The organism is Oceanobacillus sp. CAU 1775, assembly GCF_054482815.1.
The window spans coordinates 146,786-166,415 of the sequence record NZ_JBTLRO010000005.1 but is presented as its reverse complement, the minus strand read 5'-3'; the positions used below and the strand labels follow the sequence as shown (position 1 = coordinate 166,415).

Below are 19,630 nucleotides of genomic sequence, written 5' to 3'. Positions count from 1 at the left end.
AAAATTCACCTCTATTATAGTATAAAAAACATTTATGAAAGTTGTACGAAAGAAGTGGGATAAAGAATTTTATTAGAACCCCTAGGTATTGCATACCAAAGAAAAACGAAGCGTTAGTAGTTACCTAACGCTTCGGTATGAAAAAAATCTGATTTTAGATCTATTACTATTTAAACCAGATGAATCTAGAAATCCAATTATCATTTAATTAAAATTATATGCAGTTACGATCTTTTCTCTACCAGTAACTTGGTCATTATAATATTCGTATAAATTGATGCCTAGATAGGAACCAGAGATATTATAAACATTTTCATATCCTAAATTATTTAGGGCGGCAACCATGTTATAGCTACGCTGACCAGAGCGACAATGAATAAATACAGGCTCTTCTCTAGGAATTTCATCTAATCTTTCTCTAAACGCGCTTAATGGAATGTTGATAGCATTTCGTAAATGACCTGCTTCGAACTCTTTTTTCTCTCGAGCGTCTATGATAAAAGCATTCTTCTCAACTAAGCTGCGTACCTTAGAAACTTTCACTTCTTTAAAACGTCCGTCTAACTTGTTAATAGCAACGAGAGCAGCATGATTCACAACATCTTTAGCTGTTCCTAGCATTGGTGAATATGATAATTCAAGTTCTTTTAAATCTTCGACCGTACCATTCATTGTAATCATCGCCGCTATGACATCAATCCGTTTATCTACATTTCCTTTACCTATCGCTTGAGCACCAAGGATACTCCCAGTCGGGTATTCATATACTAATTTAAAATGTAGTGGATGACTATCAGGCATGAGTCCAACTTTGTCTCCAGGCATTACGTAAACAGAATCAAAGGGAATTCCTGCCTGTTGTGCAGTTTTTGCATTTAACCCAGTTGAAGCTGCATTCAAATCAAACAACTTGATAGAAGAAGAACCGATAACACCTTGGTTTCTATTTGGAATGCCATATATATGATCGGCAGCTGCTCGAGCTTGTTTTTGTGCTGGTCCAGCAAGTGCAAGTTTTGTTGGCTTATGCAGAATTTTGTGGAATACTTCAATTGCATCTCCTACTGCATAAATATTTTTATCACTTGTTAAATAATTGTGGTCTACTTTGATTGCACCAGTTTCACCTATTTCAAGTCCTGCTTTTTCTGCCAAATTCGTATTAGGTTTAACACCAATTGCAAGGATAACTGCATCTGCTTTTATTTTTTTGTTTGCATTTGTTTCAATATAATCTTCTTTTATTCTTTTCAGTCCATCATCCAAAATCAGATTAATCCCCTGATCTGTCATTTCTTTATGAAGAATTTGTACCATATCGTAATCATAAGGAGCCATGATCTGATCTGCAAATTCAACAATTGATACATTATATCCAGCTAACTTCAGATTTTCAGCAACCTCTACACCAATGAAACCACCTCCGATTACAACAAGGTCTTTCATATTTTCTTGAGTAATAAAGTTACTCAAATTTTCAATATCAGTTACATTGCGAACGGTAAAGACATTGGTGTTGTTTATCCCCTCCAGATTTGGCTTGATCGGTGCTGCTCCTGGTGAAAGTATTAATTTATCATAGGATTCTTCGTAAGTTTCTTCAGTGTTCAAATCTTCTATCGTGATTGTTTGTTTTTCTCTATTTACTTGAAGGACTTCTTGATTAGTTCGAGCATCAATATTATAGCGTGTCTTAAAAGTATCTGGACTTACCATGATGAGTGATTCACTATCTGCTACAATTCCACTTAGATGATAAGGCAAGGAGCAATTTGAATAGGAAACATGAGGTCCTTTTTCGAACATAATTATTTCTGCATTTTCATCTAATCTTCTAACTCTGGCAGCAACAGATGCACCACCTGCAACACCGCCAACAATAACAATCTTTTTATGCATAAAACAACACTCCTTTTATATTCATTTATAAAAAGTACCTTAGTTGCAAATACTTCATAATATGTGTTAATCTACATGCTTACTTCTAGTGAAATAATATACCCTACGGGGTAATAAGTCAAACATGGTTATTTAAGAGAAATCCAAATAAGCGGTTATATTGACAATATACCTCGGGCGGTATATTCTTTTAGTAGTTATCATTAATTATAGAGGAGAATTATCATGGAATATACTAATCAAATGAAAAATAGAATAAAGCGCATGGAAGGTCAACTTCGAGGGATTTTAAAGATGATGGAAGAAAATAAGGATTGTAGAGATGTAGTTACACAACTATCTGCTGTTCGATCAGCAACTGATCGAACGTTAGGCGTAATTGTGAGCTCAAATTTAATTGAGTGTGTTCAAACTGCAGAAGCTGACGGGAAAAATGAAGAAGATCTAATTGCTGAAGCAGTCAACTTGCTTGTAAAAAGCAGGTAATACTTTTAATTTAATATTTTATGATAATCCTAGACACATGTCATCCAATCTGTAATCAAAAGGATGTTAATTTATAATTTCTGCATCTCTTCATATGATCTCCATATTAGAAAACTACTGTAGTTGCCAAGGGACAAACACAAAAATTCAGAGTTGGGATGCTTGATTACTCAGAAATGGAATACGTGGCCCAAAATGAATAGGGACATGAAAAAATACACAAAAATTAGCTCTCTATGTCGTTTTGTCTAGAGAGCTTTTGTAACGTAAATGTTTCTCTATACTCTGTGATTGTCTGCTCGCCAATTTTAAATTTCTTGTTTTATTTCATCTTTTGATAAATCTTCTTTTAGAGTCTTTTCAACGATGGAAATAAATTCTTCGTCTAATGCAAAGCGTAAACTAATTAATTGATCTGTAGCAATTTTTGCATCGATTCTTTTCTGTGTCATCATATAATATCTCAACTTTTCTTGGATAAGCCAATACGGTCAGTGGATCCTCAATAATCAACTGTAGGAATTCATAGAAGAATAAAGAGAGTAGAAATATATAAGTGAATCCGGAACAAATCCCTCATTAACCAGGTGTATTTCTATTTTAATATCGCAATAAACATTTTTTTTAAAAAATTGAATTAAAATAGAAGCATCTAAAAGCTAACCGTCAAATTTTAATAAATTTCTGTTCAATTCCTGTATGATAAATTTACTCTTAAAAGGGTTATCCTTTTTTTATGTCACAGGTTACGATTAGTCGAAGTTATACACGATTGATGAAAATGACCAACGAAAAAAAGAATGCTTCTATTTAAGTCACGTTCATCTAGTTGTCATTGCTCAACGTATAGTGTTATTATTAAAGAGACTAATTGTATTGATTTTACTCGAGGAGCGTATAATATATGGCAAGTATTTTGACGAAAATTTTTGGTGATGGTAACCAAAAACAAGTAAAAAGATTGCAAAAGCAAGTTGATGAAATAGAAGCATTAGAACCTGTAATCGAAAAGCTTTCCGATGAAGAACTTGGTGGAAAGACAATTGAATTTAAAGAACGAATTGAAAATGGAGAAACAATTGATGATTTATTAAATGAAGCATATGCTGTCGTTCGTGAAGCATCACGACGTGTTTTAGGCATGCGTCCATTTCAGTCACAAATAATGGGAGCTATCGCGCTTCATGAAGGTAATATTGCAGAGATGAAAACGGGTGAGGGGAAAACTTTAGCTTCAACGATGCCCGCTTATTTGAATGCATTAGAAGGTAAAGGCGTTCACATTATCACGGTTAACGAATACCTAGCAGATCGTGATGCTCGTGAAATGGGTAAACTTTATGATTTCTTAGGAATGACGGTTGGTTTAAATACAAATAGTATGACCAAAGAACAGAAGCGCGAAGCTTACTATTCTGATATTACCTATGGTACAAATAATGAATTTGGATTCGATTATTTAAGAGATAATATGGTTTTATATAAAAACCAAATGGTACAGCGTCCACTTAACTTTGCTGTAATTGATGAGGTTGACTCGATTTTAATTGATGAAGCAAGAACACCATTAATTATTTCGGGATCTGCAAAAAAATCAGCTTCTCTTTATACACAAGCAAATAGTTTTGTAAGAACTTTAAGTCAAGAAGCAGATTACACTTATGATGTAAAAACAAAAGGCGTACAGTTAACAGAAGAGGGAATCAACAAAGCAGAGAATTACTTTAGTGTTGAGAACTTATTTGACTTGAATAACGTATCGCTAACACATCATATTAACCAAGCACTTAAAGCTCATGCCTCTATGGCTCGCGATACGGACTATATGGTTGAAGAGGGCGAAGTTGTTATTATTGACCCATTTACGGGTAGAAAAATGAAAGGACGTCGCTATAGCGATGGACTTCATCAAGCAATTGAAGCAAAAGAAGGCTTACAAATCCAAAATGAAAGTATGACACTAGCTTCAATTACCTTCCAAAACTATTTCCGTATGTACAATAAACTATCGGGGATGACAGGTACAGCGAAGACAGAGGAAGAAGAATTCCGTAACATTTATAATATGGATGTTATCGCAATTCCAACAAACAAGCCGATCGTTCGTGATGACCGTGCAGACTTGGTTTATAAAACAACAGAAGCTAAATTTAATGCAGTAGTTGAAGAAATTAAAGAACGTAACAAGCTTGGCCAACCTGTACTTGTAGGTACGGTTGCAGTTGAAACTTCAGAGTTAATTTCAAAAATGTTGAAAAAAGCTGGCGTTCGTCATGAAGTTTTAAACGCGAAGAATCACTTCCGTGAAGCAGAGATTATTGAGAGTGCTGGTCAAAAAGGATCTGTAACGATCGCAACGAATATGGCTGGTCGTGGAACGGATATTAAACTTGGGGAAGGCGTTTTAGATTTAGGTGGACTTGCGGTTGTTGGTACAGAAAGACATGAATCCCGCCGAATTGATAACCAGCTTCGTGGTCGTGCTGGGCGTCAAGGGGATCCAGGGGTGACTCAATTCTACCTATCGATGGAAGATGAATTAATGCGCCGCTTCGGTTCAGATAACCTTAAAAATATGATGGACCGTCTGGGTATGGATGATACACAGCCAATCGAGAGTAAGATGGTATCTCGTGCTGTTGAATCTGCACAAAAACGAGTAGAAGGTAATAACTTTGATGCTCGTAAAACAGTTCTATCATATGATGACGTATTACGTGAACAACGTGAAATCATTTACAAGCAGCGCTTCGAAGTTATTGATTCAGAAGATGGCTTATCGGAAATTATTGAAAATATGATTAGCTCGTCACTTGATAGAGTTGTCTTTACACATACACAAGATGAAGATGAGGATAAATGGAATCTAGATGCAATTGTCGAGCATGTACATGGAAACTTACTTGACCAAGGCACCATAACGACAAATGATTTAAAGAACAAAGAACCTGAAGAGATTTCTGCATTTATTATGGAAAAGGTTCTTGAAGTATACAATAACAAACGTGAAGAACTTGAGCCGGAGCAATTCAAAGAGTTTGAAAAGGTTATTTTATTACGTACAGTAGACCAAAAATGGATGGATCATATTGATCAGATGGAGCAGCTAAGACAAGGTATTCATTTACGTGCATACGGACAAAATGATCCGTTACGTGAATATCAAATGGAAGGTTTCCAAATGTTTGAGGAAATGGTTCAGAGTATTGAAGATGAAGTTGCTAAGTATGTAATGAAAGCTCAGATTCGAGATAACTTACAAAGACAAGAAGTAGTTAAAAATACTACTGCTGGTCTTGGTGGGCAAGATGGCAAGAAAAAAGTTAACAAACCAATTGTAAAGAAAGATAATGTAGGCCGTAATGATCCATGTCCATGTGGTAGCGGGAAGAAATATAAAAATTGTCACGGAAAGAATTAATTAAGAGGTGAAGAGTATGGATTTAGTTGAAATTAAAAATGAATTAGATGCAATATCTACAAGAGTTGAAACTTTTAGGGGGTCTCTTTGACCTCGATTCAAAGCGTTCCCGAATAAAAGAGCTAGAGCTATTGATGTCAGAACCAAGCTTTTGGGATGATCAAACATCAGCGCAAAAAGTAATAAGTGAATCGAATGTACTTAAAAGAAATGTAGAGCTTTTTGAGGAATTAGAAGAAACATTAGATAACCTTGAAGTTTCTTATGAACTAGTTAAAGAAGAAGACGACCAGGAATTATTTGAAGAATTGAATGAACAGCTTGAGGCATTCATGAAAACAATCAATGACTTCGAGTTAGAAATGTTACTAAGTGAACCGTATGATGCGAATAATGCTATCTTAGAACTTCATCCAGGTGCTGGTGGAACAGAGTCACAGGACTTTGCGAGTATGCTTTTACGTCTTTACCAACGTTGGGGTGAAGATAAAGGATTTAGTGTCGAAACTTTGGATTATCAACCAGGTGATGAAGCGGGTGTGAAAAGTGTTACCTTGCTTATTAAAGGACATAACGCTTATGGCTATCTGAAGACCGAAAAAGGTGTCCATCGTCTTGTACGTATTTCACCATTTGATTCATCAGGACGACGTCATACATCTTTTGTTTCTTGTGATGTTACGCCAGAAATGACCGATGATGTTGATATTGAAGTCTTACCAGAAGATATTAAAATCGATACGTACCGTGCGAGTGGTGCTGGTGGTCAGCATGTTAACAAGACGGATTCAGCAGTTAGGCTTACACATTTGCCAACAAATATTATTGTTACATGTCAGACAGAACGTTCTCAGATTAAGAACCGTGAAACAGCAATGAAAATGTTGAAATCAAAGCTCTATCAATTAGAGATTGAAAAGCAAGAACAGGAATTAGCAAGTATCCGTGGAGAACAAAAGGAAATCGGTTGGGGAAGCCAGATTCGTTCGTATGTTTTCCATCCATATTCGATGGTAAAAGATCATCGTACAAATGTGGATGTAGGAAATACACAAGCGGTAATGGATGGCGATATCGACATCTTTATTGATGCCTATTTACGTTCTCAAATTAATTAAGTTGAATGCAACCAATAATTCATTAAAATGACATAAATAGGTAACCCCTTGATACGAAAAGCTTTGCGTAATATTTTGTTATGGAAAAAGCTTCCTAATCAATGAAACCGCTGTTACAGAAGGTTTTAAAAATGTTGGAATAGGTTATAATAATATTGAGCTTTAAAAACATTTTAGATTGGGGGATTTAAACATGAAGAAATGGTTACTAGCAGTTCTTTTTATGGCAGTTCTAGTACTTGCAGCTTGTGGCGGGGATGACGGCGCAGCTGATGAGCCAGCTGATACTGGTGATACAGGTACAGAAGAAGCAACAGATAACGGAGATGGCGGATCTGTTGATGCTGCACATGCAGAAGAAGTTTATCAAGCAAACTGTGCAATGTGTCACGGTGCTGACTTAAGTGGTGGTGCAGGTCCTGGACTAACAGATGTTGGAAGCAAATATTCTGAGGAAGAAATTGCTGACATCATTGTTAATGGTATTGGTTCTATGCAACCTCAAAACGTTTCAGGTGACGATTTAGATGCAATCTCTGCATGGTTAGCTGAAAAACAATAATTTTAATTTTACATAACAGCTTGGCTTACATTATGTGAGTTAGGCTGTTTTTGTTTGTTTTTTTCTTTTCTATCTGTTGCGTTCTGTAAAAAATACTATTATTTATTTAGAATAAGAAAGTTTAATCCAATAAAACCTCCAAAAATATAGTACTAAACTCCCTATTTGTAAGTAAAAAACATATTATACCCTATATTTTCCTTAAAAATTACAAGATATCCCTTTTGAAATATAAATGTAATAATTTTATGTCTAAAAAAGTAGATAAATGATGTTATAATGACTAGAGAAAAGTCTATTACTTTCGTTTGCATAGAAAACAATAGATTTATTTAAAATAATTTAAAAGGTGATTCAAATATGATTCTTATGGAAGACGTACATAAAACATACCCCAATGGAGTTTCCGCTCTAAATGGTGTAAATGTTACGATAGATCAAGGTGAATTTGTTTACATAGTTGGGCATAGTGGCGCAGGTAAATCGACCTTCATTAAGTTGATGTATCGCGCAGAAAAACCGACATCAGGGAAAATAGTAGTTAATGAAACAGAACTAGACAAGATTAAGGAAAAAGAAGTCCCTTTTCTTAGGCGTGAGATAGGGGTAGTTTTCCAAGATTTTAAATTGCTACCAAAACTAACAGTCTATGAAAATATTGCTTATGCATTAGAAGTTATCGAAGAATCACCAAAGACAATTCGTAAGCGGGTGATGGAAGTATTAGAAGAGGTTGGATTGAAAAATAAATCACGCTTCTTACCTGAAGAACTTTCTGGAGGAGAGCAGCAGCGTGTTTCCATTGCGAGGGCAATTGTAAATCGCCCACGTATTGTTATTGCCGACGAGCCGACGGGGAACCTAGATCCAGATACGTCTTGGGAAATTATGAAAACTTTTGAAGATATTAATGATCGTGGAACAACAATTATCATGGCGACTCACAGTAAAGATATCGTAAACACTATGAAACAGCGTGTGATTGCTATCGAAGACGGTGTAATTGTTAGAGATGAGCAACGAGGTGAATACGGTTATGAAATATAGAACTTTTACAAGACACGTCAGAGAAGGAACAAAGAACATCTTTAGAAATGGCTGGATGACAATTGCTTCAATCGGAGCAGTTACCACAACATTAATTTTAGTCGGTGTATTTCTAGCTATCGTATTTAATTTAAATGAATTCGCAAAAAACATTGAAGATGATGTTGAGATAAAGATATTAGTAGATTTAACGACGAGTGATGAAGATGTAATTGCACTCGGAAATCAGGTAGAAGAAATAGAGGGCGTTGAGTCCGTTTACTTCTCTTCCAATGATGAGGAACTTGAAAATCTTATTGAGAGCATGGGTGAATATGGAGAAGCCTGGCAGCTAATGGACCAAGACAACCCATTAAACCATGCATTTATTGTCCGGGCAATTAATCCACAAGAAACGGAAGCAGTTGCTGCAGAGGCTGAGCAGTTAGATCATGTTTCAGCTGTACAGTTTGGTCAAGATATTGTTGATAGTCTTTTCCAATTTAATAATTACGCAAGAATAATAGGTATCGTGCTTATTTCAGCTCTAGTATTAACAGCAGTATTCTTAATTTCAAATACAATAAAAATCACAATCATTGCTAGACAGACAGAAATATCAATTCAAAAGCTAGTTGGGGCTACAAATGGCTTTATTAGATGGCCATTTTTCGTTGAAGGATTGTTACTAGGAATCCTAGGTTCAATTATCCCAATGGCTATCGTACTCTTTGGTTACCACTATTTATACAATAATTTAGCAAGCCAGATTACTATACCTTTCGTACAATTTTTACCGTTTAACCCATTTGCGTGGCAGCTTGCAGCCATCGTTCTACTAATTGGAGCGTCAATTGGTGTATGGGGAAGCGTAATGAGCGTCCGTAAATTCTTGAGAGTATAAATAGCAAGTTATAGCGTGAACAGTCACGGAGTTTTTGAAGGGAGAATACGAATTGAAGGCATCTATCCGAACTACAATTATTGTAATGATTATTGCACTAGTTACACTAACAGCTGGTCCAGCAGTTTCTGCAGAATCTATCCAAGATTTAAAGAAACAAATTAATCAATACGAAAACGAAAAGTCAAACGTATCTAAGGAGAAAAACATCCTAGATGGCGAGAAGAATAATACAGAGAAACAAATTGAGGAAAATATTAACGAACAAAAAACGGTGGAAAGTGAAATCAATGCGATCGAGTTAGAATTAAACAAGACGCAAGATGAAATTTCCAAAAAAGAAAATGAAATCACAACAACAAATGAAGAGATAGAGGAATTAAATAATAGAATTGAAATCTTGATTGAAGAGATTGCTATTTTAGAAGATAAAATTGAGAAACGTGATGCATTGTTAAGAGATCGACTACGTACGATTCAGCAGAGCGGTGGACAAATTAATTATCTAGAAGTTATTTTTGCCGCTAAAAGCTTTGGAGACTTCATTAGTCGTGCAACAGCAGTAAATACCATTATGGATCAAGATAAAACCATTATGGAAGAACAAGCAGCAGACCAAAAACTTCTAGAAGAAAATAAAGTAGAAGTTGAAGAAAGTAAAAATACAGTTGTTGCTAAAAAAGAAAACTTAGAATCACAAAAACAAGAATTAGTAGGTTTAAAAACACAACTTGATAGCCAAAAAGCGGAAAGAAATACGTTAATGGCTCAATTAGAAAAAGAAAAAGAAGAACTAGAAGAAATCAAAGTATCAATCGAAGACGAGCAAGCAATTCTAGCAGCAGAAGAGCAAGCACATGCAGCAGCGATTGCAATGGCTCAAAAGCAAATTGGAGAATTAGAGCAGTTAGCTAGAGAAGAAGCAGAAAGAAAACGTCAAGAAGAAGAAAGACAAAGACGCGAAGCTGAACAAGCAAGAGCGGCTGCAGCACAATCAAATAATAATAATAATAATAATGCAAATCAACCTGCAACAGAAAACAAGAAACCAGCAGTATCTGCCCCACCATCAAGTGGAGGAAGTGGTATCTTTATTCACCCAGCAAGCGGACGTCTTACATCTGGCTATGGAATGAGAGTACATCCAATTTATAACGTTCCACGTCTACACGCTGGTGTTGACTTTGGAGTAGGAACAGGAACACCTCTTGTAGCTCCAGCAGATGGAATTGTAAGTACAGCTAGATTCATGGGTGGATTCGGAAATGTAATTATGATTTCTCACTACATAAATGGTAAAAGCTATACAACGGTTTCAGCTCATTTAAGTAGTATAAACGTTTCACCTGGCCAGCAAGTTAGCCAAGGACAAGTTATCGGTGCAACTGGTAATACAGGAGATTCAACAGGACCACACTTACACTTTGAGGTGCATGCAGGTGGTTACGGAAATCCAGTTAACCCATTACCATATTTGAGATAATTTAAAATGTATAATCTATAAATCAGTGAAGTTTTTACAAGCTTCACTGATTTTTAATTTGTTTTTAAGATGCTGTTTGATGATACATATCAGGATAAATTGTGTCTATATCAGGAAAAGTTGTGACAGTATCAGGATATGATGTGTCCATATCAGCATTTATCGACATATATCAGTATCCACACACATTCACTCCAATATTTGACTGAGAACCTTTTTACAATTTTAAAGACATTTACATAGTCACGATAAAAAATTAATGGTATGCTTTTCTACAACGGAGTTAAAGATAATTGAGGTGGAAATATGAATAAAAGAATTCAGGTCGTTCTCTTAGGTTTAGGAGCATTGTTACTAGGTTTTATTGGCGCATATGGAGCTATGATGTTAACCGATTCAGAGAATGAGCCAACTGTTAATGAATCAACTGTGTCTAGTCCAGATACAGAAACTAACGAATCAAATGCTTTACCAAAAGAGTTACACAAAATTGCTCAAACATTTGGCTTAATAAAAGAAAATTATATAGAAGATGTTGAGGATATAGATTTAATCGAAGGTGCAATTGAAGGAATGCTAGCCACTTTAGAAGATCCACACACATCTTACCTAAATCTGGATTCAATGGCAGAATTCAATCAACAAATTGAATCTTCTTTCCAAGGAATCGGTGCAGAAGTGAGTATGATTAATGGTGTTGTCACGATTGTTTCTCCAATAAAAGACTCACCTGCAGAAAGAGCTGGATTACGTCCGAATGACCAAGTATTATCTGTAGATGATGAGAGCTTAGAAGGGCTGAATTTAAATGAAGCTGTAGCTAAGATACGCGGGGAAAAAGGAACGGAAGTAACATTAGAAATTATGCGAGCAACTTCTCCAGAACCATTTAAAATAGTAATTGTCAGAGATGAGATTCCAGTCGAAACGGTTTACAGTGAGACAGAGGAAGTAGATGGAAAACTTACTGGCGTTATCCAAGTAACGAATTTCTCAGAAAACACAGGTGACGAATTTGCAGAGCATCTAGAAGCACTTGAAGCTGAAGGTATGGAAGGGCTCGTTATTGATGTTAGAGGGAATCCAGGCGGCTTATTGAATGTTGTAGAGGAAATGGTTAGTCACTTTATTCCTAAAGAACTTCCATATTTACAAATTGAACATGCAAATGGAGAAAGAGATGTATTCCATTCTACTTTAAGTGAGAAAAAAGCCTATCCAATAAGTGTACTTATTAATGAAGGTAGTGCATCTGCTTCAGAAATTCTTGCAGTCGCATTAAAAGAAAATGGTTATGATATCGTCGGTCACACCAGTTATGGAAAAGGTACGGTGCAAACAGCACTTCCTTTAGGTGATGGTAGTTCAATTAAAATGACTACCTATAAGTGGTTATCTCCTAACGGCGAATGGATTGACGACGTTGGGGTAGAGCCAACGATTGAGGTTGACCAGCCTGAGTATTATTATGCTAACCCAATTACGAGTGAAGAACCGATGGGCTTAGACGATACAAGTCAGATGATCGCAAATGTTCAATTGATGTTAGATGGATTAGGTTATGATCCAGGTAGACAAGATGGTTATTTCGATGTACAGACAGAGCGTGCTGTAGAAAGCTTCCAAGCTGATAATGATTTAGATGTAACAGGTATTGTCGATAATCAAACAGCAGGAATGATTGATACAAAAGTAATCGAAAGAATCCGAAGCGGTGAAGACGATTTACAATTAGAAGAAGCGTTAAAAGCACTATACAATTAATTGGAATACAATTAAAACAGGATGGATTTTACGAATCATCCTGTTTTTTCATTTAGATTTAAATAATATCCTTGAAAATGTATGAAAAATTATTTTTTCTATCGACTTATAATTGAAGCATGTAAACAAACTTTATGAAGCTATGAATTTCATTTCCGATAGTAAAATAACTTAGAATTCATGGTATACTGTCTAATACATAGTTTTATATTACATAGGAACGGAATTTTAATAGACTATACATAGAAGGTGATGCACATGGTCGAAGATTGGTTACTTGAAGTCGGAAAAGGGGTTGGTAGATTATTCCTTAATCCTTTATTTTATTGGGGGATATTTATTCTATTCCTTGTTGGATATCGCCGAATTAAACAGGAGAGATATCACTTTGGCAGGAAAATTTTTGGACTTTTTAGTGAAATAAGACATACCTTGCTGCCCTCACTCATATTTGGTCTCCTTTTTTCAGTTATTATTTTGGGAGCGGGTGTTATATTCTCTGTAGATAGTCTCATCATGTTAGTTATTGCAATAATAATACTTAGTCTTAGTATGCGTTTTTCTTTGCTTTCAGCTAGTTACACTATAGGGCTCGCTTATATTTTATTGCTATTTGCACCAATTATAGTAGAAAATATCGATACCATCGATAATAATATGTTCTCAGAAACGAACTATCTAGCACTTAGTCTTTTACTTGGTTTTATGCTACTAGTAGAATCATATTTTTTGAAACAAACAAAGAGAAAGTCAACCTATCCAAATCTTGTATTAAGTGATCGGGGCTATTGGATTGGAAATCATTATATTAAAAAACTTGGTATCATCCCAATTTTTCTTTTAGTTCCGGGAGGATTAATAGAGTCGTTTGCTCCTTACTGGCCACTATTTTCCATTGGCGAGGGATCATACGGAATTGTTTTATTTCCATTTGTACTAGGAATCTCTCAAAAAGTAACAGGCAGCCTAGCACCGATTGCTGGTAAAATGTTGAGTAAGAAGTTAATGATGGTTGGGATTTTAGTTATCCTAGTGTCTGTTCTTGGACTGTATGTGAATGGCATGTCCCTTGTGGCGTTATTAATCGGACTACTCGGTCGGGAATTTATTATCTACCGTTTTCGACTTCAAGATAAACAAAAACGTCCGTACTTCCAGCCACACGCAAGAGGAACACGTGTGTTAGCTATCATTAATGACTCCCCAGCAGAACGATTGGAAATTTTACCTGGTGAGATTATTTCAAAAGTAAATGATAGAAAAATAAGTAATGCAGATGAATTCTACGAAGCATTGCAAGGAAATGGTGCTTACTTTAAACTAGAAGTACTAGATGACAACGAAGAAGTTCGATTTGTCCAAGGAGCCTTTTACGAAGGCGATCATCACAAACTAGGACTCATCTTTGTAAAAGAACCATTTAAATTAATAGCAAAGAATTAAAGGGAGAGGAGATCGTTTCCTCTCTTTTTCTAGATATAGAGTAGAAAGGGGAAGATTAGAATGAAGATTTTCCATACAGCAGATTGGCATTTAGGAAAACTTGTGCATGGAGTTTCAATGACAGAAGACCAAGAACATGTATTAAATAATTTTATAAACATCATAGAGGAAGAAAATCCAGACGCAGTTATTATCGCAGGAGATTTATATGACCGCGCTGTGCCCCCAACAGACGCAGTAAAATTACTAGATAATACACTCGAAACGATCGTCCTCGACTTTCAAATTCCAGTTCTTGCAATTGCAGGAAACCATGACAGCCCAAGTAGATTACATTTTGGAAGTAGTCTGATGAAAAAAAATGGTTTTCATGTTGCAGGTCATATAGAAGAAAAGATAGAACCAATTATTCTCCACGATCAACACGGTGAAGTTCATTTTTATTTAATTCCATTTTGTGATCCAAGTGTGGTTAGAAATATTTATAAAGATGATTCGGTTCGTAACCATAACGATGCCCAAGCAAGAATTATAAAAAGTATAAATGAAACAATGGATAAAAATGTGAGAAATATTGCTGTGGCACATGCATTTGTGACGCCATCTGGTGTGGAGAAAGAAAATACAAGTGAATCTGAACGCCCGCTTTCAATTGGCGGCTCTGAATATGTAGAAGCACAACATTATTTGCCTTTTGATTATGTAGCACTCGGACATCTCCATCAAGCACATTATGTCTTCGATGAAAAGATTCGCTATGCTGGTTCTCCTTTGAAATATTCTATCTCAGAAGAATTCCATAAGAAAGGTTTCTTTAGTGTGGAATTGGATGGCACTGGTAAAGTAGAGATAGAAAAACGTTTGCTTGAGGCAAAGCGTGATATGAGAACAGTTGAAGGATATATTGATGACCTTTTGAAAGAAGAAGTGAGCGATGACTATGTGTATGTTCAGCTTTTGGACAAAACACCAGTTATTTCTCCAATGGAAAAAATTCGTTCGGTGTTTCCAAATGCGATGCATGTTGAGAGGAAGTTTTACAATCCACTGCCATTGGCAAATCAAACCAATGAACAACAAGACCGCAAAAAAATGTCAGACGTTGAACTATTTCGTGCATTTTACCAAGAAGTAAAAGGAGCTTCACCTACAGAAGAAATGGAAAGCCTTTTTGCTGAGGTACTAGATACATTAGAGAACGCAGAGAAATAACCATTCATTTTCTAATAGAAAGGAGAAGCTTTTTTGAAACCAATTAAACTAACAATGACGGCCTTTGGTCCATATAAAAATACAGAAGTAATTGATTTTACTGAGCTTGATGATCATCATTTATTCGTGATTTCTGGGAACACTGGTGCGGGAAAAACGACCATATTCGATGGAATTAGTTTTGCTTTATACGGTTCTGCAAGTGGGCAAGACCGCGGGGAAACAAAACTATTGCGCAGTGATTTTGCTGATGACGATGTACATACAGCTGTAGAGCTTGAATTTTTACTTAAAGGAAAGCATTACCGAATCCTCAGACAGCCTGGACATATAAAAACAGGAAATAAATCAAAGACTGGCGAGAAATATGAATTTTATCAAATCAATGGAACGGAAGAAATTTCATGTGTGGACCGTCAAATAGTGTCAGAAATAAATGAAAAAGTAGAAGAAATTATCGGCTTAACGCAAGATCAATTTAAGCAAATTGTTATGCTCCCACAAGGAGAGTTTAGAAAGCTTTTAACTTCGGATACGGAAAATAAGGAAGCTATTTTAAGAAGACTTTTTAAAACGGAAAGCTATAAAGCAATTAACGAAACACTTAAGAATAAGCGAAGTGAAGCAGACATAACTTATAAACAAGACGTCCATCAAAGAGATGAGCTGATAAATAATATTCCAGCCATTTTACCAATTCGTGAAGATGCTATCCTTAAGGAAGTTCTTTCAGCTGATTTTTATAATTCATCACAGGTATTAGAAGCTTTAGCAGAAGAAGCAGTGTATTTTGAGAATAAAATAACAATTGATGATGCGAATTATAAACAGGCTGTTGAGAAAAGCTCAAAAAAACAAAAAGAGCTTCATGAAGCATCACGTCTAAATGAACAATTCCTAGAACTAGAAGCAAAGGAAAAACAACTGACAGAGTTAGAGTCTAAGCGTGAAGAAATCGAAGAAAAAGAGAAAAAACTTATCGCCGCTGAAAAAGCGAATGCTATTTATATGTACGAACATGCTCGCAATCAAGTTGTTGAAGATGAGAAAGAAAAAACGAAAGAGTTAGAATCAGGGAAAGATAACTTTCAGAAAGCTGAAATTGCACTTGATAAAGCAAAAGATACTTATACTTCTGAAGAAAATAAGAAAGACGAAAGAGAAGAAATCGCTAAAACGCTAAGCAATCTGGAGAGTTATCTTCCAATTGTGAAAGGGTTAGAAGAGAACAAACAAGAAGTTGCTCGACTGCAAAAAAATGAAACAGATTTAAAAGAAAAGCTTAAAATTCTACAGGAAAAACTTACGGAATCAGAAAAATTAACGGATGAAAATAAAAATGAAATCAAACAATTAACGCTGGAGATTGATAAATTAGCAGATAAAAAACTTGAATTAAGAAATCTGCTGGATCAGGCAAAAGTTTTTGAGAAATATCGTAAACTATTACAAGAAATCACTGAAGCTGAAAAAGAATACCGACAGCAATTAAATACCTATGAAGCGTTAAAATTTAACTATAATAACAAGGAAAGTATGTGGCTAGATAACCAAGCTTTTGTACTTGCTGAACATTTAGAGGATGGAAAGTCTTGTCCTGTTTGCGGGAGCACACATCATCCACATAAAGCACCGAGTCACACAGAGTCTATTTCAAGAAATGAACTAGCCAAGTTGAAAAAAGAGCTAGAACTTGTTGAAGCGTCCTATCAGAAAGTTAGTATTCATTTGCAATCAAGAAAAACTCAATTTTTAGAAGTGAAGGAAGAATTGACAGTATATACAACGGATTTCGAGACAATCGACAAGCAGTTTGATGATTTAGTTCTTACTGGAAAAGAAGTTAGAGCTGCGGTTGAAAAGTGGGAACAACTTAAAGAGACTTTGGTTAAAAAGAAAGAAAAAGAAGAAGAGCTTTTCAAACAAAGAACGGGATTTGAGCAAAATTATAAAGCAATGCAAGAGCAATATCAGCAAGAAAGTATCGCACTCTCTTCAGCACAAGCAGTTTTAAATGAAAGAAGGAGTAAAATACCTGAAGAATTACAAACGCTGAAAATTCTTGAACAGAGAATAGAAGCTACAAAGCTCATTAAAAATAAATTAGAAAATGCTTGGGAAACTGCCCAAAAAGAATTACAGGCGAAGAAAGAAGCATTTACAAAACGAGAAGCGGACTTTATTCATTTAAGCAAGCAGCTTGGTGAGCTAGAGACGAAACGCATACAAGCAACCAAAGAATTTGAGATAAAATTGGTTGAGCAAGACTTCAAAGATGAAGCAGCATATTTAACAGCAAAAATGTCTGAGCAAGAAAGAGCAAATCTGAGACAAGAAATTGAAACATATAAACAAACACGTCTACTAATCACTCAATCAGTAAAAGATCTACAAAAAGAATTAGAGGGCAAAAAACAGATAAATCTTGAGGAATTACAACTAGAGGTCACACAGTTACAGGAAAACTATGAAAAAGCCCTTCAGGAGCTTAATCAAACCAAGAATAATTACAAGGAAGCGACAGATTTACAAAGCAAGATTATTCTCGCTGAAGAAAAACTTATGGAAAGTGAAGCTTATCTATCACTTCTAACAGACCTATACGATACATTACGTGGGCAAAACAGTAGAAAGATTTCATTTGAGCGTTTCTTGCAGATGGAATATTTGGAGCAGATTATTCATTCAGCTAATTTGAGGCTGCAAAAGCTTTCTAATAATCAATACTATCTCACAAGAAGTGATCGCCAAGAATCTCATGGAAAACAAAGTGGACTGGCTCTTGATGTGTATGATAGTCACACAGGACAAACAAGGGATGTGAAGTCGTTATCAGGTGGGGAGAAATTCCATGCTGCACTATCGCTTGCGCTTGGAATGTCAGATGTTATCCAAAGCTTCCAAGGGAATATTTCTATCGATACAATGTTTATTGATGAAGGTTTTGGCTCGCTTGATGAAGAGGCGCTAACGAAAGCAATTGATGCATTAATTGAATTGATGGAGTCAGGAAGAATGATTGGCGTTATTTCTCACGTCAAAGAGCTCAAAGATATCTTCCCAGCCATTCTAGAAGTAAAAAAATCCAAAGAAGGACATAGCCAGACAGCGTTTATTTTGAAATAAAATGGGAAGCTATTTATGTAGTAGCAGCACTTCCTTACTCTGGAATAAATATAGTTGTGTTAAATCGCTTATGAATCTATACTTAATAAGTAATGTTAATTAGATTATAGAGGTGTATACATGGAGATTAGTATCGGTCCACGGATGCTTAAGACTGGGATTGCTGTTACTTTAACACTTGTGATCGCAAATTTACTAGAACTTGAAATGGAGATTGTTGCGGCAATCGCAACTGTTCTTGCAATGCAGCCATCAATTATGCGCTCATTCAAATATATGAAAGAAGTTGTTTTCGCAAATGCGATTGCAGTTGCCTTTTCACTTCTGGGTATCTTTCTATTAGGCACACATCCACTTTCTGTTGGACTAGTCGTTATTGTCTCGATTGGAATCAACGTTCGTTTAGGTTTAAATAAAACGGTCAGCCTAACAGTATTAACAATCATGGCAATGATGCTTGCAAGTACAGATGGAATTAATTTTGTCTATATTGTTGAAAGAGTTTCACTTGTGGTAATTGGTGTCTTATCAGCTTTTATTGTAAATATCCTTATCTTTCCACCAAACCACCAAAAAATGTTATTTAGTATGATTGAAAAAGCAATTAAACAAACACAATTTTTATTGAGAGTTATCCCTAATAAAACAATGAGTCTTCCGACGATTAAAGGGGAAGACCGTGAAATCGAAAAACAAATCACGAAAATTAAAGATTACTTTGATATTATATCTGGTGAGAGAACGCGCTTTTTCATGCGGAGTAAACTAAGTTTCCTCAGGAGTATTGTTATTTATAAACGAATGATTGCGGTTCTTGAAAAGCAATATACTTTAATTGGTCAGTTAGAAAAAAACATTGAAGTAATTGAACAGCTAGGTGGCGGCAAAAGTGACGTCATTAAAAACTTAATTAACGAAATTACGAATTATAGTGAGAACGTGTTCCTACTCTATCAGGATAAAATTATTCTTGACCTAGATTTACAAAGGGAAACGAAGAAAGCAATGCAAGTAACAATCAATAACTTAATTGATGAACTACAAGGATCAGGATTCGAAAAATGGGCTTACGTTTTCCCGATTGCGAATAGTTTAATTGAATTGTATGCAGAGCTGGATAAATTAGAGAAGTATGTAAGAAAAAAAGAAAACAAGCCAAAATATATGGAGTAATCTACTATAAAAA

14 protein-coding genes are annotated in these 19,630 nt (G+C 35.5%); 12 read left to right on the top strand and 2 right to left on the bottom strand.

Annotated elements, in window-relative coordinates; all coding sequences use genetic code 11:
* Positions 1-204 precede the first annotated feature (204 nt).
* The gene (locus tag ACXYMZ_RS10370; RefSeq protein WP_458948331.1) at positions 205-1,899 is read right to left on the bottom strand and encodes an FAD-dependent oxidoreductase; all 1,695 of its coding nucleotides are present in this window, start codon (positions 1,897-1,899) and stop codon (positions 205-207) included.
* A 225-nt stretch (positions 1,900-2,124) separates the two neighbouring features.
* Here ACXYMZ_RS10370 and ACXYMZ_RS10365 point away from each other — a divergent pair, with 225 nt between their 5' ends.
* Positions 2,125-2,385, top strand: coding sequence for a metal-sensitive transcriptional regulator (locus tag ACXYMZ_RS10365; protein WP_458948330.1), 261 nt, complete (start codon positions 2,125-2,127; stop codon positions 2,383-2,385).
* Between the two features lie 308 nt (positions 2,386-2,693).
* On the opposite strand, the gene ACXYMZ_RS10360 is transcribed toward ACXYMZ_RS10365, so the two are convergent.
* On the bottom strand, positions 2,694-2,852 hold the full coding sequence (locus tag ACXYMZ_RS10360; RefSeq protein WP_458948329.1) for a DUF6526 family protein: 159 nt from the start codon (positions 2,850-2,852) through the stop codon (positions 2,694-2,696).
* Between the two features lie 437 nt (positions 2,853-3,289).
* Between ACXYMZ_RS10360 and secA the strand changes: the two genes are divergently transcribed.
* The 11 genes from secA to ACXYMZ_RS10305 all read left to right on the top strand — a co-directional run bounded on the left by secA (position 3,290) and on the right by ACXYMZ_RS10305 (position 19,617).
* Positions 3,290-5,806, top strand: a complete 2,517-nt coding sequence (secA, locus tag ACXYMZ_RS10355) for a preprotein translocase subunit SecA (protein WP_458948328.1) — start codon at positions 3,290-3,292, stop codon at positions 5,804-5,806.
* Between the two features lie 16 nt (positions 5,807-5,822).
* Positions 5,823-6,924 (top strand): peptide chain release factor 2 gene (prfB, locus tag ACXYMZ_RS10350; RefSeq protein WP_458948327.1). Its coding sequence is split into 2 segments (ribosomal slippage): positions 5,823-5,894 and positions 5,896-6,924, totalling 1,101 coding nucleotides; the frame shifts between segments, so codons are not numbered across the junction.
* A 193-nt stretch (positions 6,925-7,117) separates the two neighbouring features.
* Positions 7,118-7,486, top strand: coding sequence for a cytochrome c551 (gene cccB, locus ACXYMZ_RS10345; RefSeq protein WP_458948326.1), 369 nt, complete (start codon positions 7,118-7,120; stop codon positions 7,484-7,486).
* A gap of 360 nt (positions 7,487-7,846) precedes the next feature.
* Entirely contained in the window at positions 7,847-8,533 is a 687-nt protein-coding gene (ftsE, locus tag ACXYMZ_RS10340) for a cell division ATP-binding protein FtsE (RefSeq protein WP_458948325.1), read from the top strand.
* Entirely contained in the window at positions 8,523-9,416 is an 894-nt protein-coding gene (gene ftsX / locus ACXYMZ_RS10335) for a permease-like cell division protein FtsX (protein WP_458948324.1), read from the top strand. The genes ftsE and ftsX overlap by 11 nt, the downstream gene beginning before the upstream one ends.
* Positions 9,417-9,468: 52 nt before the next feature.
* Positions 9,469-10,899, top strand: a complete 1,431-nt coding sequence (locus ACXYMZ_RS10330) for a murein hydrolase activator EnvC family protein (RefSeq protein ID WP_458948323.1) — start codon at positions 9,469-9,471, stop codon at positions 10,897-10,899.
* Between the two features lie 306 nt (positions 10,900-11,205).
* Positions 11,206-12,663, top strand: coding sequence for a S41 family peptidase (locus ACXYMZ_RS10325; RefSeq protein WP_458948322.1), 1,458 nt, complete (start codon positions 11,206-11,208; stop codon positions 12,661-12,663).
* A gap of 258 nt (positions 12,664-12,921) precedes the next feature.
* On the top strand, positions 12,922-14,106 hold the full coding sequence (locus ACXYMZ_RS10320; RefSeq protein WP_458948321.1) for a PDZ domain-containing protein: 1,185 nt from the start codon (positions 12,922-12,924) through the stop codon (positions 14,104-14,106).
* Positions 14,107-14,166: 60 nt separating this feature from the next.
* On the top strand, positions 14,167-15,318 hold the full coding sequence (locus ACXYMZ_RS10315; protein ID WP_458948320.1) for an exonuclease SbcCD subunit D: 1,152 nt from the start codon (positions 14,167-14,169) through the stop codon (positions 15,316-15,318).
* A 33-nt stretch (positions 15,319-15,351) separates the two neighbouring features.
* On the top strand, positions 15,352-18,444 hold the full coding sequence (locus ACXYMZ_RS10310; protein WP_458948319.1) for an AAA family ATPase: 3,093 nt from the start codon (positions 15,352-15,354) through the stop codon (positions 18,442-18,444).
* Between the two features lie 120 nt (positions 18,445-18,564).
* Positions 18,565-19,617: an FUSC family protein gene (locus ACXYMZ_RS10305; RefSeq protein ID WP_458948318.1), complete on the top strand. Its 1,053-nt coding sequence runs from the start codon at positions 18,565-18,567 to the stop codon at positions 19,615-19,617.
* Positions 19,618-19,630 lie beyond the last annotated feature (13 nt).

Coding starts and splice junctions, on each gene's coding strand:
- ACXYMZ_RS10370 (WP_458948331.1), bottom strand. CDS start 1,899: ATGCATAAAAAGATTGTTATTGTTGGCGGTGTTGCAGGTGGTGCATCT.
- ACXYMZ_RS10365 (WP_458948330.1), top strand. CDS start 2,125: ATGGAATATACTAATCAAATGAAAAATAGAATAAAGCGCATGGAAGGT.
- secA (WP_458948328.1), top strand. CDS start 3,290: ATGGCAAGTATTTTGACGAAAATTTTTGGTGATGGTAACCAAAAACAA.
- cccB (WP_458948326.1), top strand. CDS start 7,118: ATGAAGAAATGGTTACTAGCAGTTCTTTTTATGGCAGTTCTAGTACTT.
- ftsE (WP_458948325.1), top strand. CDS start 7,847: ATGATTCTTATGGAAGACGTACATAAAACATACCCCAATGGAGTTTCC.
- ftsX (WP_458948324.1), top strand. CDS start 8,523: ATGAAATATAGAACTTTTACAAGACACGTCAGAGAAGGAACAAAGAAC.
- ACXYMZ_RS10325 (WP_458948322.1), top strand. CDS start 11,206: ATGAATAAAAGAATTCAGGTCGTTCTCTTAGGTTTAGGAGCATTGTTA.
- ACXYMZ_RS10320 (WP_458948321.1), top strand. CDS start 12,922: ATGGTCGAAGATTGGTTACTTGAAGTCGGAAAAGGGGTTGGTAGATTA.
- ACXYMZ_RS10315 (WP_458948320.1), top strand. CDS start 14,167: ATGAAGATTTTCCATACAGCAGATTGGCATTTAGGAAAACTTGTGCAT.
- ACXYMZ_RS10305 (WP_458948318.1), top strand. CDS start 18,565: ATGGAGATTAGTATCGGTCCACGGATGCTTAAGACTGGGATTGCTGTT.